The organism is Bacteroidota bacterium, from assembly GCA_016715425.1.
GTDB lineage: Bacteria > Bacteroidota > Bacteroidia > Chitinophagales > BACL12 > JADKAC01.
The window spans coordinates 162,614-179,886 of record JADKAC010000007.1 but is presented as its reverse complement, the minus strand read 5'-3'; the positions used below and the strand labels follow the sequence as shown (position 1 = coordinate 179,886).

The 17,273-nt window shown below is 33.7% G+C and carries 21 protein-coding genes; 6 read left to right on the top strand and 15 right to left on the bottom strand.

Annotated features, from left to right (window positions below; genetic code table 11):
- Window positions 1-36: 36 nt before the first annotated feature.
- On the top strand, window positions 37-483 hold the full coding sequence (locus tag IPN31_13070; GenBank protein MBK8682805.1) for a hypothetical protein: 447 nt from the start codon (window positions 37-39) through the stop codon (window positions 481-483).
- A gap of 148 nt (window positions 484-631) precedes the next feature.
- Here the strand turns inward: IPN31_13070 and IPN31_13065 are convergent, their stop codons facing one another.
- From IPN31_13065 to IPN31_12995, 15 genes are all read right to left on the bottom strand, one after another.
- Window positions 632-928: a hypothetical protein gene (locus IPN31_13065; protein MBK8682804.1), complete on the bottom strand. Its 297-nt coding sequence runs from the start codon at window positions 926-928 to the stop codon at window positions 632-634.
- Window positions 925-1,560, bottom strand: a complete 636-nt coding sequence (locus IPN31_13060; GenBank protein ID MBK8682803.1) for a DUF2490 domain-containing protein — start codon at window positions 1,558-1,560, stop codon at window positions 925-927. The genes IPN31_13065 and IPN31_13060 overlap by 4 nt, the downstream gene beginning before the upstream one ends.
- 5 nt (window positions 1,561-1,565) lie before the next feature.
- A complete protein-coding gene (locus tag IPN31_13055) occupies window positions 1,566-2,219 on the bottom strand; it encodes a DUF4956 domain-containing protein (protein MBK8682802.1) in 654 nt (217 codons plus the stop codon).
- Entirely contained in the window at window positions 2,212-2,979 is a 768-nt protein-coding gene (locus IPN31_13050; protein MBK8682801.1) for a polyphosphate polymerase domain-containing protein, read from the bottom strand. The genes IPN31_13055 and IPN31_13050 overlap by 8 nt, the downstream gene beginning before the upstream one ends.
- Complete coding sequence (locus IPN31_13045) at window positions 2,980-3,381, bottom strand: hypothetical protein (GenBank protein MBK8682800.1); 402 nt, start codon at window positions 3,379-3,381, stop codon at window positions 2,980-2,982.
- 65 nt (window positions 3,382-3,446) lie between these two features.
- Window positions 3,447-4,052, bottom strand: coding sequence for a YceI family protein (locus IPN31_13040; GenBank protein ID MBK8682799.1), 606 nt, complete (start codon window positions 4,050-4,052; stop codon window positions 3,447-3,449).
- A gap of 70 nt (window positions 4,053-4,122) precedes the next feature.
- A complete protein-coding gene (locus IPN31_13035; GenBank protein ID MBK8682798.1) occupies window positions 4,123-5,541 on the bottom strand; it encodes a hypothetical protein in 1,419 nt (472 codons plus the stop codon).
- A gap of 56 nt (window positions 5,542-5,597) precedes the next feature.
- Entirely contained in the window at window positions 5,598-6,179 is a 582-nt protein-coding gene (locus tag IPN31_13030; GenBank protein MBK8682797.1) for a YceI family protein, read from the bottom strand.
- Between the two features lie 124 nt (window positions 6,180-6,303).
- Window positions 6,304-7,326, bottom strand: coding sequence for an aminotransferase class I/II-fold pyridoxal phosphate-dependent enzyme (locus IPN31_13025; GenBank protein ID MBK8682796.1), 1,023 nt, complete (start codon window positions 7,324-7,326; stop codon window positions 6,304-6,306).
- The gene (locus IPN31_13020; GenBank protein MBK8682795.1) at window positions 7,323-7,958 is read right to left on the bottom strand and encodes a rhomboid family intramembrane serine protease; all 636 of its coding nucleotides are present in this window, start codon (window positions 7,956-7,958) and stop codon (window positions 7,323-7,325) included. Before IPN31_13020 ends, IPN31_13025 begins: the two co-directional genes overlap by 4 nt.
- Before the next feature lie 6 nt (window positions 7,959-7,964).
- Window positions 7,965-8,438: a 23S rRNA (pseudouridine(1915)-N(3))-methyltransferase RlmH gene (locus IPN31_13015; protein MBK8682794.1), complete on the bottom strand. Its 474-nt coding sequence runs from the start codon at window positions 8,436-8,438 to the stop codon at window positions 7,965-7,967.
- Window positions 8,439-8,671: 233 nt separating this feature from the next.
- Window positions 8,672-9,049 (bottom strand): GxxExxY protein, encoded by a 378-nt coding sequence (locus IPN31_13010; protein MBK8682793.1) that lies wholly within the window; start codon window positions 9,047-9,049, stop codon window positions 8,672-8,674.
- Between the two features lie 332 nt (window positions 9,050-9,381).
- The gene (locus tag IPN31_13005; protein MBK8682792.1) at window positions 9,382-9,741 is read right to left on the bottom strand and encodes a hypothetical protein; all 360 of its coding nucleotides are present in this window, start codon (window positions 9,739-9,741) and stop codon (window positions 9,382-9,384) included.
- 12 nt (window positions 9,742-9,753) lie between these two features.
- A complete protein-coding gene (gene lepB / locus IPN31_13000) occupies window positions 9,754-11,310 on the bottom strand; it encodes a signal peptidase I (protein ID MBK8682791.1) in 1,557 nt (518 codons plus the stop codon).
- An 88-nt stretch (window positions 11,311-11,398) separates the two neighbouring features.
- Complete coding sequence (locus tag IPN31_12995; GenBank protein ID MBK8682790.1) at window positions 11,399-12,844, bottom strand: hypothetical protein; 1,446 nt, start codon at window positions 12,842-12,844, stop codon at window positions 11,399-11,401.
- Between the two features lie 57 nt (window positions 12,845-12,901).
- On the opposite strand from IPN31_12995, the gene miaB reads away from it, so the two are divergent.
- The 5 genes from miaB to secG are packed head-to-tail and all read left to right on the top strand — an operon-like array spanning window position 12,902 to window position 17,251.
- Window positions 12,902-14,344, top strand: a complete 1,443-nt coding sequence (gene miaB / locus IPN31_12990) for a tRNA (N6-isopentenyl adenosine(37)-C2)-methylthiotransferase MiaB (GenBank protein MBK8682789.1) — start codon at window positions 12,902-12,904, stop codon at window positions 14,342-14,344.
- Window positions 14,345-14,346: 2 nt separating this feature from the next.
- Window positions 14,347-15,585: a sigma-54-dependent Fis family transcriptional regulator gene (locus IPN31_12985; GenBank protein ID MBK8682788.1), complete on the top strand. Its 1,239-nt coding sequence runs from the start codon at window positions 14,347-14,349 to the stop codon at window positions 15,583-15,585.
- Window positions 15,582-16,088 (top strand): LptE family protein, encoded by a 507-nt coding sequence (locus IPN31_12980; GenBank protein ID MBK8682787.1) that lies wholly within the window; start codon window positions 15,582-15,584, stop codon window positions 16,086-16,088. The genes IPN31_12985 and IPN31_12980 overlap by 4 nt, the downstream gene beginning before the upstream one ends.
- 2 nt (window positions 16,089-16,090) lie before the next feature.
- Window positions 16,091-16,873: a hypothetical protein gene (locus tag IPN31_12975; GenBank protein ID MBK8682786.1), complete on the top strand. Its 783-nt coding sequence runs from the start codon at window positions 16,091-16,093 to the stop codon at window positions 16,871-16,873.
- 3 nt (window positions 16,874-16,876) lie between these two features.
- Window positions 16,877-17,251 carry a preprotein translocase subunit SecG gene (gene secG, locus IPN31_12970; protein MBK8682785.1) on the top strand — a complete coding sequence of 125 codons (375 nt, stop codon included), beginning with the start codon at window positions 16,877-16,879 and terminating at the stop codon, window positions 17,249-17,251.
- Window positions 17,252-17,273 lie beyond the last annotated feature (22 nt).

Here is a 17,273-nt window from a genome sequence, read left to right as displayed (position 1 = left end):
TTATAATAATGCATTATTTTTGGTGTTATCAAAACTATGATTAAAATATTTTTTTCAGTTGCAATTACTGCCATACTTATTACATCCTGTATTAAGCCACCTGAATATCCTATAGAACCATTTATTCGTTTTGAATCTGTGAACAAAGTAAATTTTATAAAATTTGATCCGGATAGCTTGAAGGTGGATATTTATTTTGAAGATGGTGATGGTGATATTGGCGGATTGGAAATTGATTCATTAAATATGTTTTGGGAAGATAGTCGTGTTCCGGGTTATCGAATCGGTAGTAAAATTCCATTTGTGAATTTAGAGGGAAATCATAAAGCAATCTCAGGAGTAATTCATGCAACCCGAGGAATCTCTACTTGCATTTCTGCAACTGATGTAGATACATTTCATTACTCAATTCAAATAAGAGACAGGGCAGGAAATTGGAGTAATATTATCGAAACTCCGGATTTGTATATCAATTGTGATTAACTGTTGACTTAGAACATTGACTTAGACCATTGACTTAGACCATTGACAATAACTCATTACTGATTACTCATCACTGATTTTTTACTCACCACTCACTACTCACCATTCACCATCCCCTAAAAACTCAGTACTCAATACCCGATACTTATCAATCCGTTCCAAAATTTACAGGTAATTTCTTTTTATAATTCAGGTAGTTTTCGAATTTGCAAAAAGCACCTAAGCAGTATGCAGGTAGAATAATATTCGGATAATTATAATTCAATGGATTTTTATCTTCTAAAAAAAATATTGTGTTTCTATTTTCAGTAGAAATTGCATTGGAAAAATTATAATTGTTAAAGCTCAAATCTATGGATATAGAATCGGAGATTTCCTGATATTGTGCGCTACAAGTAAAGGATGCAAATAGAAAAAATAGAATTATAGGTGTAAATAGTTTCATTTAAATTTATATTCATAACTAACGCCAAAAATCAAATCTAGTGTTGGGCTTGCTTCATAGATTTCCTGATCGGTTATTATATAAATATCAAAAGCATTGTGTTTGTTCAGTTCCCAATCAACACCAACTGAACCTCTGTAAGTGGTGAGATTTATTTCCTCATTATTTTTATTAATAAATAATTCGTAAGATACATAGGGTTTCACATCTTTAAAATAATCAAAACGCATCTTAAAACGATTTCTCCATGCGGATTCCGGAGATCCATATTGCCTCCATTCATATTGCAATTTCGAGCGAACATATAAATCAAAAATCCCCATTCCTTCACGAAAGTTTGCAGATAAAGCAATGCGATTTCTGTATTCTGATGGTAATAATTTCAATCGGTATTCACCAGCCACAGACCACTTTTTTGAGAGGTCGTATTTCAAACCTAATTCTGTAATATAAGCTCTGCGTATTGGAGTTTGTAAATCCTGACGATACATTTCAGAAACAGAAGCTTTTAAATCTTTTGCAATATCAAAGGAAACACCTGCCTGCGTCCATACTCCATAATTAATATCCTGCCCATAAGTGTAAGTACTCAGGAATAGAAAAAATAGAATTATGTGTAATCGTCGTTGCATTGTAATTATGATTTATAATATACACGCAACCTTGCAATATCACGTACGAAATCGGTTTCTACAATATCAAATTCACGTATATCCAATCCTGTTCTGTTACGCAAATCCTCTAACATTTCTACACGATTTTCCGGTTTAATATTTTCAATTTTTTCATAGAGTATAACTCGTTCGTATAATCCTTCCCGATACCACAATCTTTCCAGAATTACTGTAATGCTTATGATAGCCACATTTGTAAATAACAATTCTACAAATGATACTTTCTTAGTGGTTAATGCATTGATTACAGATATGCCGATTACTAAAAATAAATAGGTCATTTCTTTCATCGGAATACTTATCGTTCGATATCGCAGAATAGAAAATACTGCAAACAATCCGAAGGCAAAACCTAAACTGAGTTTTACAGAGTTCATCATATAACAAAGAAAGAATATTAATGTGCTGAACACATAATAAGTAAATACATAATTTTTATTTTTCTTATCACTGCGATATATGAATCGCAACAACAGATAAGTCATCAGCAGATTAAAAAAGAATCTCACAAAGAGATCGATGAAATCATCATCATATAATTTAATATCCATAATCTGAAACGTCTCTGTATCCGTTGATTCTACATCAGTCATGTTAAGTGAATCTAATTCATTCATATACTAATTTATTTTTCTCAATTTTTTGAATAGCAAGATGCTTTGGTTTAAAATGGTTTTGTTTCAATTCAGGATGTAGGTAGGATAGTCCGATACAATATTTGCTGAGGCGCAATTCACGGGAATAATGATTGCGCATTACTTCACGAAATATGGAGCCTGAAGCAGTTCTGTTTTGTTTTAATTCTGCGATGGCAATAGTTTCAAATTTTTTTTCCTGATCCTTATTTTTCAAAATAAGTCCTGTATCAATAGTTGCCCGTTCCTGAAAGTTTTTTTCAACTAATGTGATTCGTTTGAAAGTGATTTCTGTATTTGGAATTAATGTTTTTGGATTGATTGGTGTTTCTTTCAAAATAAAATTTTCAATCTCAGAAGTGATTACCGGTTCAAATTTCTCCAACCGCATTCTCTTTTTTACAGTGCGACCGGTATTGGTTTTAAATTTAATTTCAAAGAAGCATAAGCCGGTATCTGTGTATTGACGAATCCGCATTTTATAGCGATTTAACCGGCCGTTATGATGCTGAAAATAAAATTGAAAATCTTTGGTATCAAAATACAAATTAGCATAGCTGATTAAGCGAATGTTATTTATTTCCAACACAAAGTAATTATCAATAAGATCGCTGAGCACTCCAGAAAGTTGGTTAATGTCGAACAGAAACTTTGTATCCTTTCTGTCTAACAATTCCACTGCATTCATTTCAGGAAGTGTAATGGATTGTAATTGATTTAATATGGATTGTAAATTATTCAATCAGTGTTTTTCAATTGTAATTTCAGGTACTGAAATTTCCTCACCATTTTTTGTAATGCTTACGCTTTCAAGGATTGCTTGAGTTTCACCATCACAAGGAGGGCAATCGGAATACACATAAATGGTATAATCACCCTTCCTTAAAAATTCAAATCTGTAAGAGCCTTCATAACTTGTGCGCACTTCATCACTTTGAAAAGTTTCGTCACCATAAATAATATATACCCTTTCATCGGCAGCATAATATTCATTTACTAAAATTCCTGAGCCGTTATATTCCAAAACTTTTACCTTGCCGATTATGCTTGCAGTGCCGCCTTCGCCTGGCCCAAGATTACAACCGCTGAGAAGAGCTGTAAAACAAATGAATATAAAAGTCCGCAGTAATAATTTTGATTGCATATATGTGTTGATTGACTTTCAAAGTTAATAATACAATCCAATGTTGAAAGAGAAGATAAACGGTTTTAGTTTGGAGTCATATTCACCTGAAGGTCAAACACCAATTCGATTTCATTTTTTACAGAAATAAGACCCAGCATTGCCTTGGGAGGAGAGATGTTATAATTGGTGAGATAGATGGTATGCTTTCCCTGAATTTTATAATTGTTATTCTGCAAATCCATAATTTTAATTGTAAAGGATTCAAAATTCCTTTTTCCAGCAACTGTCATATACACTTCCACTTTGGAGTTTATCCATTTGGATGGTTGCAGTTTTTGAGTGAAGGTAATTTTTTTCAATTCAATATTTATAGTTGGATAAGTATCAGCTTTTAATGTTTTATACATATCACCGTTAATACCAGAGCCTCCACAATCCAATGCTTTTGTTTTTGCTTTTAGCGTATTTTTTTCAAATGAAATTTGTGTTTCAGAACGGTTGATTGGTATTTGAACTCTGTTGTAATATTGATTGCTTTTACACGAAAAGCCAACTACATTCGTGGTACCATCCACTTGAAAATTACTTTCATCTGATAAGTAAAATGTATAAGTGTTAGCTTGGGAAAATAAATGCGTTGCTCCACTTAACAATAGAATCAAAAATAAAATATACCAAGGCGTATTCATGATAAGTGTAAAATTAAAACTCCCGTACTCTTAAAAAAGATACGGGAGTTTATTATTATCAAAATCAAAATCAGAACGCTATAGAGCCACTCAGCATAATGCCATTAAATCCTGCATCACCGCTTAAATCTGTGTCGTCCCAACCATCATAAAATATTGTTCCACTGCTGAAACCAGTATAAGATTGAGTAACATATTCCAATTTGGCAAGAATGTTATCAGTAACAAACCAACCAACAACACCGGCAAAGCGAGTTATATCCTGGTTCTGATCCAGAATTATACCTTCACCTTGATCATTTACTCCACGTTGCTCACTACTTACCATCATATATCGCAACCCAAGATATACATTTTCATTATCGAAGAAACGATAAATAACATCACCACCATATTGACTTACACTGCGGTCTTCCGGATCAATAGCTTCAGTTAATGAACGACCTGATGCAAATTCAATAGTACCGAATATTTCCAATCCGTTGTATTTAAAGAATGGATTGAATTGGAAAGCAGTTACGGCATCTTTAAAGCCGGGATTATATCTTCCTGAGAATGCATTTGCAGTTGCATTTGCAGCAGTGTTTTCCATAACAAGATAATAATCTGAACCACTGCGGTCGCCACCATAAAGTGTGTTTGTAGTTCCGGCTGCAGAACTTGCAGTGGAATACATAGAGCCCGTAATTCTGAAACGCATTGATTCATTAATTTGCTTGTCGTATCCTAGTTTTATAATAATTGCAGGAGACCTTTTATTAGTATCTGCAGAAACAGGATCAATTGCATTTTCTTTAAAAATATTTCCTTTCAATTCGCCTGTGGTTAAACCAAACATTGCAAGCCATCCATTATTCTGATAATATAATTCACCTGCAATTTCTGTAGTAAATGATTCCATGATATTACCTTCAATAAATGGATTTTGCATAGTATAACCAGCATCGCTTCTTCTGAAGTGAGAATCGCCATAGTTAATTTCCATGTGACCTACTTTTAAAGTCATGAATTTATTAAAGAAGTTATCCTGATTTGCAACAAAAGGTAATTTATCAAATTGGATATATCCACCTTTTACCCATGCTTCATTATGGTGACGAGTGGATAGATAAGTTACTAATTCAAGACGTACACCATCTGCTAATTGTACATTTAAATTTAAGTTTGCTTCGGCAAGATTGAAACCGGGAGCTAAGCGATATAAACTACGGTCGTCAACACCGTCAGTATTTCCATCTAAAAAGAAAGAAGTGTCAACAACATTTTCGTGGCTTAATGATTGAAAATTTTGATTAAAGGCACCACCAACCCGCACCTTCACTCCTGTAAAAGGTACCAGATCTTCTTTGGTAGTTTCAAATTTATTTATACCTGCTTTATCATTTTCATGATAGTAATTAATAGTAGGTTGTTGGGCTAATAAAGTGTTACTTATAAAAATAACAACACTCATTAGCATTAGTCTGATTTTGGTTTTATTCGTTCTCATTGTTTTTAATTTTTGGTAATTGTAATGTATTAGATAATTAAGGGTTTAATTTATTGTTATTGATAGGTTACTTTAAAATCAATGCGTACAGGATCTTTCACTTTCATTGTACCCATCATTGCAGTAGGGGGATCAATTCCGTACAAACTCATGTTAAATGATTTATTGCCTTCAAAAGAAATTGTTCCATCGCTGTTCATTATTGCTTTCACATCCAGATCAATTAATTTCGTTACACCATTCATAGATAAATTTCCTTGAGTAGTAAGCCAAAATCCTCCGGCTACTACAGAAACTGATTTTACTTCTGCCAAATCGAAAGTGATATATGGATATTTATCTGCATTAAATGCTTCATGAGTTTTATCATCCATAACACTGCCTTTCGTACTTTTTATGGATTTTACTTCCGCTTTAAAGGTGAGTTGATTAAGTGTGAATTTGGTTTTGCTATCTGTATCAATTGATGCAGAGCCACTCATGGTTTTTACTTCTTCTGACCAGTCGTGGGCATTTGATCCACCTGATATTTTCATGGTGGAACCCGATACTAATTTGTAGGTTTTACTTTGAGCTTGAACTAATGTGCCTGTCATTAAGAGAAATAAAAAGCATCCGATAATTTTAATTGATTTCATTGTTTTGATTTTTAAGTTATTGATCTTTTTAATTTCGAAACAAAATTAAAGGGGAAAGATAGGGCAAAAGTGCAATTAAGTCAAACACGTTATTGACTTTTGTCACCCTTGTTTTCGAACGGGTTTAATAACTAAAGTGGATAAGTGCATCTGTTATTGGCGCAATCATTTTATAAGTAATATCCAGATGTGTAACAAAACGGATTTGATTATTACCTAATGCAAATGCTTTGATGTTTTTTGATTTCAAATAATGAATAAAATCCCTATCTAAAATTGAATCTTGTAATTGAAAGATGATAATATTGGTTTCTACAAGCATTACATTTTTAATGTAGTTTGTCTTAGAAAGTGTTTCTGAAATTATGGATGCATTGCTATGATCTTTTTTCAATCTATCTATATTATTTTCCAATGCATAAATTCCTGCCGCAGCTAAAATTCCTGCTTGGCGCATTCCGCCACCAAATACTTTTCGAATGCGACGTGCTTTAAGAATTGTTTCTGCATTTCCCAATAATAATGCACCAGCAGGACAACCCAAACCTTTGGAAAGACAAATAGTAATCGTGTTAAAATAATTGCCATATTGTTTAGCATCATCACCTGTAAATGTGAGTGCATTAAACACACGGGAACCATCGAGATGCAATGCTAAATTTTCTTTTTTACATAAATCGCTGATTGAATTAATTTGATTTAATGTATAAGTGGAACCTCCGCCTTTATTACAAGAATTTTCAATGCAAACTAATCTGCTTATTGGTTTATGTATATCAATTGGGTTTATACATGTTTTAATTTGATCAGGAGAAAGTATGCCACGTTCTGTATGTATATATTTTATACTGCATCCGGATAAAAAAGCGTAACCACCAACTTCGTATTGATAAATATGAGAAAGCCAATCGCAAATAATTTCATCCATGGGTTGTGTCTGCACTTTCATTGCAATTTGATTGCACATTGTTGCTGTCGGACAAAATAATGCTGCTTCCATTCCAAACATTTCCGCAATCATTTTTTCCAATTGATTAATGGATGGATCTTCGCCAAATACATCATCACCCACAGGTGCATTGCGCATCGCATTTCGCATTTCTTCAGTGGGTGAAGTAACTGTATCGCTTCTTAAATCAATAATCATAATTTAGAAAATATTTGGTCGAAGAATGATTGAAAAATTTCCGGCTTTATAATACCCGGCAAAACAAATCCGAACAGCGCCCCAAAGAGATGTGCATCATGATTTACATTATCCATTTGCCGGCGAGACATATATACTGTGAAAATTAAATACAACACTCCAAATACAACAGGAGGTAACATAATTCCAGGAAGAAATAATAATCCGATTCCACCTTGCCAGGGATTGATAAGAATACCGGCAAATACAATTGCGGAAACAGCACCTGATGCGCCAAGAGATCTATAGGAAGGATCGTTTCTGTGCTTTATATAAGAAGGAATATCTGCTACTATCATTCCGCCAATATAAATTATTAAAAAAATCAATTTAGCTTTTTGATGGAAGTACGCAGGTAATAAATATTTTTCTAAAATATCACCGAACATATACAATACATACATATTAACTGCAAGATGAAGCCAGTCAGCATGCACAAAACCACTAGTAAGAAAGCGATGCCATTCGCCATGTTTTTTTACAAGATATGGATAGAATAAAGATGCCCCTTTCATCACTGCATTATTAAACGCCAGTATAGATGTGATAGCAGTGAGAATAATAATAATTACTGTAATGTTTGTGAATTCCATTTATTGTTATGTATGATGATATGGTTCATTATTAATTATGGTAAATGCTCTGTACAATTGTTCGCAAAAAATTAAGCGTACCATTTGATGTGTGAAGGTAAGTGTTGCGAGGCTACATTTTTCTGGAAATGCATTATATATGGATTTATGAAAACCATAAGCACCACCAATTATAAAAACCAAACTGTTTGTATTACCTACCTGCTTCTGAGCTATAAATTTTGCAAATGTATCGGAAGTATTTTGTTTTCCTGTTGAATCTAAGAGTACTACACTATCGTTAGGGGAGATGTTTTTTAATAGAAGTTCTGCTTCCTTTTTTAACAATGATTCTGTATTTAATGATGCAGCATTTTTTATATCCGGCAATTCTTTAATAATGAATTTACTATATCTATTAATGCGTTGTACATAATCTGTAATTAATGCTATAAGATGTTTATCCTTTGTTTTACCAATTGCTATAAGTGTTATTTGCATGAATAATAATTTTGAATTTACCGGAAAAAATATTTTTACCGCAAAGTGCGCAAAGTTTTTCGCAAAGCACACAAAGTTTTTTAATTCTTTTCTTAGAGTTCTTTGCGGTTATTTTTATTTTTTACCGCAAAGTGCGCAAAGATTTTTTCGCCAAGGACACAAAGTTTTAAATTGGGTACTTTTCCTTAGTGTTCTATGCGGCTATTTTTTTTTACCGTAAATGGCAAAAGCACTTATAAATTATTTACAACTCTTTTTATTCCTTTTTTAAGTAATAAAGTATTGAAGTTTATAATTAATCCAAGTTTAAAGTTTCCAATTTTCATATATGTTAATATTTGAGCTAAATGAATATCGTTTAATGCTTCCAAACTTTTTACTTCAATTACTAATTTTTGTTCAACTAAAATATCTATTCGATATCCAACTTCCAATTTTACTTCTTCAAAAATTAGTGGCAAGGGTTTTTCTTTTTCAGCCAACAAACCTGATTGAATGATTTTATAAAACAAACATTCTTGGTATGCGCTTTCAAGAAGCCCAGGGCCTAATGCATTATGCACTTCGATAGCTAAACCAATTACCTTATTTGATATTTCATTTTCTGTCATGAAGAATAATTTTGATTTTACCGGAAAAAATTTTACCGCAAAGTGCGCAAAGTTTTTCGCAAAACACACAAAATTTATTGATTCTTTTCTTAGTGTCCTTTGTGTTTTATTTTATTTTTTACCGCAAAGAGCGCAAAGTTTTTAATTGGGTTCTTTTCTTAGCGGTCTTTGCGGTTATTTTTATTTTTTACCGCAAAGCACGCAAAGTTTTTTAATTCTTTTCTTAGCGGTCTTTGCGGTTATTTTTTTTTATCATAAAACACACAAAGTTTTTTAATTCTTTTCTTAGTGTACTTTGCGTTTTTTTCCTTAGCGGTCTTTGCGGTTAAATACTACATTGGTCTTTCGTATTGACAACATTCTTCTAAACCCATATACGCTTCTTCAGTTGCACGGGTAGTTTCTGTATCATAACCGGTATTGGATATTAATACATGAATTTGATCAAGCGAATACATTGTAGAATCATATTTCACATTAATCATTTTGCTGTCTTTATTCCAGTCGGAATAATAAATGCCCTCCGTATCCAATGCAGTTTCAATTGTTTTTTTACACATTTCACAATTGCCATACACTTTAAATGTGCTGGATTTTTCTGCATGCGCAGATTTGCAGGATATAAAAGAAATACCTATGAATAAGCTTGCTATTACAGCAAACACATACATCTGAAATTGCTTGTTTTTCATTCAATTACATTTTTATAAAAAACGAAAGACACGATCCCAACGTATTGTTCCGAATCTTTGGAACATTGGTTTTTTACTATCCCAACTCCACCACACCATAGAAGCTTTTCCCACCACATGATCCTCAGGAACAAAGCCCCAAAAACGTGAGTCAAGAGAGCGGTGTCTGTTATCACCCATCATGAAATAATAATTCTGTTTAAAAGTATAAGTTGTAAGTGGAGCACCATCCATCATCGGATCTCCTTTAGAATCAAAGGTTACTATATTATCTTCATAAAATTCAATAATGCGTTGAAAGTATGCATAATTTTCTTTGGTGATTTGTACAGTTGCATCTCGTTTAGGAATATATATCGGACCGAAATCATCAATACTGTTTTTCTGTAAATCTGCATCATGCGGATAATATCTGTTAGGTGAATATTCTCTTTGATCTGCAACATTAAATTTTGATTTTGTAATCACTTCCACCAAATCAACAGAAGGATTATTTTTAAATCTTTCTAATGTTTCTTTATCAATATTTACTATCACAAACATTTGATTATCGGAATACAATCCATTGCGTTCGTAGTCCATTAAATTCACACCTTGTTCTTCTAAAAAATCCGGAGGTACTGTAATGTTTGGTTTAAAAACAATGCGATATGATTTTTGCAAATGTTCGGCTTGAAAAGCTAATTCGCCATTAATATATAAATCTCCATTTACCACTTTTAAAGAATCTCCCGGGACACCCACACAGCGCTTAATATAATTTTCTCTTTTATCAATTGGCCGTGTACCAATCTGATCCGGACGAGGTTTAAACCCAACCGGGTCTGCTCGTTTCATATCGTAATAATCCTGATCGCCAATTGGTTTAAAAATAGTATCCCCTTCAGGAAAATTAAATACAACAATATCATTGCGTTTAATAGATTGAAAACCCATTAATCGCAAATAGGGAAGTTGAATAATTGTAGAATATGCTTTACCACCAATTACCGGCATTGTGTGATGTGCAAAAGGAAATGCAATGGGTGTAATTGGGAATCGTGGACCATAATTTACTTTACTTACAAATAGAAAATCACCTGCTAATAATGTTCCTTCCATCGAAGTAGTTGGAATTGTATATGCTTCAAAAATAAATGTGCGAATAAATGTTGCAGCCACTACTGCAAATGCAATTGCATCTGCCCATTCACGCCAAAAACTTTTCTGGCGATTTTTAAATACTTCAGCAGGTATGCCCACATATTTTGTGTTCGGATCGAAACCTAAAACCGGAAAATAAAATTGAGGGAACATCATAGCAGCAACGCCCGGCCAAAATCCATCTTTGCCAAATGCTTTTACCCATTCTGTTGCCAACAAAAAAACTATTACTGCATTAATTACAGGAATAAATAATAGTATCAACCAGTAGGAAGGTTTGCCTGTAAGTTTAATCATGTACCAGGCATTATAAAAAGGTATCAATCCTTTCCATCCGGGTAAGCCGGCCTTCTCAAACATTTTATACAAACCCACTTCAAGTAAAAGAAAGGACAGGCTAAAGAAAATAACATAGCCGGCACCCATTGAATAATCCATTGGTAAAATTTTTAAGATTTAAAAACTCAGAACAGCCGCCAAAAGTATGGCTTTTTTAAGAATTAACCATTATTAACTACTTAGGCAGATGTGGGTTACGATAGATGTTAATATATAATCTACCCGATTGAAATTTGCGATTGAGTTTCCAATTTTTTTCTAAATATGTCTTTTGTTCCCAGGTAATATTATTCATGATATTGGATTCAATAAAATAATCTCCAACCGGCATTTCGATACTTTCCCAAGCCTGTGCCTTATTTGTGTTTGTCTCTTTTAAATAGGTATATTCTGTTGATTGATAAAAAGGCATACCTGCATAAATAATTTTGGCAGAATCATTTTGTAAAGTAATATTTAAAAATTGCTGTGCCTCCTTTTCTAATGTTTTGAAATAGGGAAGTGATATCACATTGCAATCCCAACTATAACCTGCGGCTTTAATAAATCTATCAGGATAAATATAAAATACACTGCCTGTCATTATTAAAATAATTATTAATAATACCTGAATGCTTTTCTTTTTTGAAAGTGTTGTAATAAAATTTCCGACAATCAATAATCCCATTAAAAAAAGCGGCAGCAGATAGCGTGTTGAAATTGGATTTGTAAATGGTAAAATTGCTAAGCCATAAAAAATAAAAGTAAACATCAGCAACACATAAATTGATTGTAATGCATTGGATGCAGAAATGTTATTACGCATTGCCAAAACAATTATCCAAATACAAATACCACCGAATTCTAATAGTCTGAATACAAAAGCTGCGATATGTATTGGCAAATGATTGATTGAAATAAAAGCACGATGTGCAGACCATATTGTATTGCTGCTTCCCAATATCCATCCTGTTTGTTTGAAGTGATAAACATTCCATAAAATACATGGTAAAGCAGCAACAATATATAATAATATTAATCTCAAACTAATAATTCTTTTTTCTTTTATTCGAAGAAAAATACCCGCAGAAAAAAAGGCTGCAAATAATGGTAAGCCACGCACTGATGTGAGCAGAATGAATGATAGCATGATATAATAAAGCAGATATTTTTTTCTGAGCCAATAATGAATTGCGCCCAAAGTGAAGGCTGTTAACGCAATATCCGGACTCATATAAATTATTTGCGCAAGTGTTACCGGAAATATTAAAAACAGTAAAGCAGCAACATATAATGTGTTATGCTTTAACCACAAACTGCTGATTTGCAAAAAATAGTAATATGCCATACAAGCAAAAGGAAGCATTAACCAATGAGATGCAGCAAGTGATTTCCCAAATACTTTCCAGATGATTGCATGTAATAAAGGTATTAGTGGAGGATGACCTGTATCCACTTCCGTTGCTGTAATAAAAGAATGGAAATCTGATTGATAAATATGTTGAGCAACATAACTTACCAGATGCACATAATCAAATGAAAAGGGAACACTTGTATTCAGCAAAATCCAAATACTATAGTAAATACATCCGGCAACAAACAGCCATGGTTTAATATTGAATTGTGTATTGATTGTTTGCATCACTTTTCAACTGTCAATCCGACAGCGCAATTTCGTAACTTTGCTTTCATTATTAAAATGGAAATGTACGACAGCAATCCGACATTAGAGGGTTTAAAAACCAACAAATTACTATCTGAGGAAAGGCAGGGAGAGGTTTATGCTAATTCCGAAATCAATCCTAACGGTAAGAAATTTTATATAGAAAGCTACGGTTGTCAAATGAATTTCAGCGACAGCGAGATAGTAGCTTCCATACTGCATGAGTCCGGTTATGGTGTAACAGGAAATTTTCTGGAAGCAGATTTAATCCTGATTAATACATGTGCCGTGCGGGATAATGCGGAACAACGGGTGCGCAATCGCCTCAAGGAATTAAAGCAAGTGAAACGCAATAATCCATCTGCATTAATAGGTATGTTGGGCTGCATGGCAGAGCGGCTTAAAGAAAATTTATTGGAAGAAGAAAAATTAGTGGATATAGTTTGCGGCCCCGATGCATATCGTGATTTACCGAAATTATTAGTTTCCGCTAATGAAGGTCAAAAGGCGGTGAATGTGTTGTTGTCTCGTGAAGAAACTTATAGTGATATTAGTCCTTTACGATTGGACTCCAATGGAATTTCTGCATTTATTTCCATTATGCGTGGCTGCGATAATATGTGTTCGTTTTGTGTAGTGCCTTTTACACGAGGAAGAGAAAGGAGTAGAGCCGTTTTTACAATTGTAGCTGAAGCAAGAGATTTATTTGAAAGAGGATACAGAGAAGTTACGCTACTTGGTCAGAATGTAGATTCTTATAAATGGAAAAATCCGGAAACAGAAAACATAGTTTCGTTTGCAGAATTATTGGTAGAAGTGGCGAAGGTTGATCCATTATTGCGTGTGCGCTTTTCTACAAGTCATCCAAAAGATATGACTAATGATGTATTATATGCTATGGCAACACACGATAATATTTGCAATTATATTCATTTGCCAGTGCAATCAGGAAGTTCTGAAGTATTGGAACGTATGAACAGAACATATAATCGTGAATGGTATAAACAACGTATAGAATCTATTCGCAACATTGTTCCTGATTGCGGTATTTCCACGGATGTTATTTCAGGATTTTGTGGTGAAACAGAAGAAGATCATCAAGAAACACTTAGCTTGATGGATTGGGTGAAATATGATATGAGTTATATGTTTTATTACAGTGAAAGACCGGGTACTCTTGCTGCAAGAAAATATGTAGATGATATTCCGGAAGATGTGAAAAAGCGAAGATTGAGTGAGATAATCGCATTGCAAAATTTACATTCCATGGAAAGAAATAATGCGGACATTGGAAAAGTATTTAAAGTATTAGTTGAAAAACCTTCCCGCCGTTCCGATGCAGATAATTGCGGAAGAAGCGACCAGAATAAGATGATAGTTTTTCCGAAAGAAAACAGTTTGCCGGGTGATTATGTTTTTGTAAAAGTTACTACAGCAACATCAGCTACATTAATTGGTAAAATTGTGGAAGGAATCTAAGCATGTCAACAGAAATTCAAAGTATTAAACAGCGATTTGGAATCATTGGAAATAATCCGGGATTAAATTATGCTATCAGTATTGCAGCACGGGTAGCTCCCACAAATCTGAATGTACTTATCATCGGTGAAAGCGGTGTAGGTAAAGAAATATTTTCGCAAATTATTCATCAATATTCAGTAAGAAAACACGGACCTTTTATAGCCGTGAACTGTGGTGCAATTCCGGAAGGAACAATTGACTCCGAATTGTTTGGTCATGTGAAAGGCTCTTTTACAAATGCGGTGGATGATAGAAAAGGATATTTTGAAACAGTGAATGGCGGCACCATATTTTTAGATGAAGTAGGTGAGTTGCCATTGGGAACACAAGCGAGATTATTGCGTGTTTTAGAAGCAGGAGAATTTATTCGTGTAGGTTCCTCAAAAGTGCAGAAAACAGATGTGCGTGTTGTAGCTGCGACGAATGTTGATTTACATCAATTAATTTCCAATGGTAAATTCCGTGAAGATTTATTTTATCGTTTAAATACTGTTCCTATTCAGGTGCCTGCATTGCGTGATCGCAAAGAAGATATTTATTTATTGTTCAGGAAATTCAGTTCTGATTTTGCGGAAAAGTATCGCACTGCTTCTATTCAATTAGAAGAATCTGCAATAGCTGAATTACAGAATTATAACTGGCCTGGGAATATCCGGGAATTAAAAAATGTAGCTGAACAAATTTCGGTGCTTGCAAAAGATCCCAAATTAAATGCGGACGAATTAAATAGTTTTTTACCCGAACAAAGAAGATCACAATTGCCGGTTATTACTACTTCGTCAAATATGAAAGCATCAGGTACAGATTTTTCAGAACGTGATATATTGTATAAGGTGCTTTTCGATATGAAAAAGGATCTAAATGATCTGAAACAATTTGTTTTTACAATGGCTGAAGCAAATGAATTGAAAACTGAATTTGCGCATGGCAACGATTTGTTTAATGATAATTTAAAGCCAAATGTAAAAGCTGTTCTGGAAAAAGATATTTCAGAAAGAAAACCAATAATAATTGATCAGGCAAAGCATTATACAGAGAATTCAGTAGAAGAGAATTTGTCCATATCTGATAATGAAAAAGAATTGATTGTAAAAGCACTTCAAAAACATAAAGGAAAAAGAAAAGATGCTTCACTTGATCTTGGGATTTCTGAACGTACCTTATACAGAAAAATAAAAGAATATAATCTGCCCGGATGAAAACAAGAGTATTGAAAGCAGTTGTATTTATTTATAGTTTGGTAACTCTACTAAGTGGATGTTATACTTTTCAGGGAAATAGAATTGATCCGCAAATTGAAACAGTTACTATTAATTATTTTCCTAATCAATCTAATTTTGTTGCTACTTCTCTAAGCCAAACATTTACAGAAACATTGAAAAATAAATTTGCTTCTGAAACAAGATTATATTTAAAAGATAACGATGGCGATTGGGAATACAGCGGTGCAATAACGCAATATGTGAGTACTCCTATAGCGCCAACAGGAAATGAAACTACGGCATTAAATCGTTTGACTATTGGAGTGAAAGTGGATTTTGTAAATCATAAAAATGAAAAGGAAAACTGGAGCCAGACTTTTTCAAGGTTTGAAGATTATCCAAGCACACAATCGCTAAGTACTGTTGAAAATGATTTGATTCAAAGAATTTCACTTCAGCTTGCAGATGATATATATTTGAAATCTGCTTCAGACTGGTAATCATGAAAAAGGAAACTTTCAATACATTAATTAATAATATCAATTCTCTTACGGAAAGACAGGAGGAAGAATTAAAGTCGTTGGTTCAGCAATATGATTACTTCCCATTGGCTCATATGCTATATGCAAAAAATTTGCACACAGATTCTAATCCTGATTTCGAAAATGCATTGGCCAAAGCGGCAATACATGCATATGATAGAGAGAGATTATTTCATCTCATTGAACGTACGCCCATTTTGCATTTAGATTCGGTTGAGTTAAATACTAATATAGAAACTGAAAAGTTGAACAGTGTTGAATCCATAATTGATCAAAAAATTGATGTGGAAGAAAAAGAACAACAATTATTTGAATCGGCACCTTACGAAATTGAAATGTTAGGCGAACTCTCTAAAATGGATGAAGTAAGTATCCATTTGCAGCCCATCGGTTTAGAAGGTGATGATACCGCAGATGCACATACGTTTACAGGTTGGCTAACATCAATTACCGGTATTTATAATGTGAGAACAGTTGAGCCAGGGGAAAATAATCAACCAATTATTATTGAAGTGGAAACAAGGTTAGAAGGAGGTAATAACTTTAGTGAAGAAGATGCACGGCAGCTTGCTTCAAAAAGTATTGCAATGGGTGATAATGTAATTACCGAAACTTTTGCTCTAGTGTTGGCAATTCAGGGAAATAAGAAGAAGGCAATAGAGGTTTATGAAAAGTTGAGTTTGAAATACCCGGAAAAAAAGCCTTACTTTGCAGGCAAAATTGAAGAACTCAGAAAGAACTAATATATGTTTACTGTAATACTGATTATAATACTTGTTATCTGCGTGATACTGTCCCTGACAGTGTTAATACAAAATCCTAAAGGCGGCGGATTAAGCGGCACATTTGGCGGAGCAGCTACTCAAATGTTTGGTTATAAGCGCACATCAGATGATGTTGAGAAAATTACATGGGGGCTGGCCATCGCTATTATTTTACTGAGTCTTGCCACTGCGGCTTTCACTCCAAGTGCTTCCACTATTCAAAACAACTCATTAACGCCACAGGCAGAACAACCAATTTTCCAAGCACCTCCTGAAAATGAAGATGGTGGATTGGATCAAAATACGCAAACTCCGGCTCCGGATCAAGGAACGCAGGAACCACTTCCAACAGAATAATTCTAATAAACAAAAGATATAA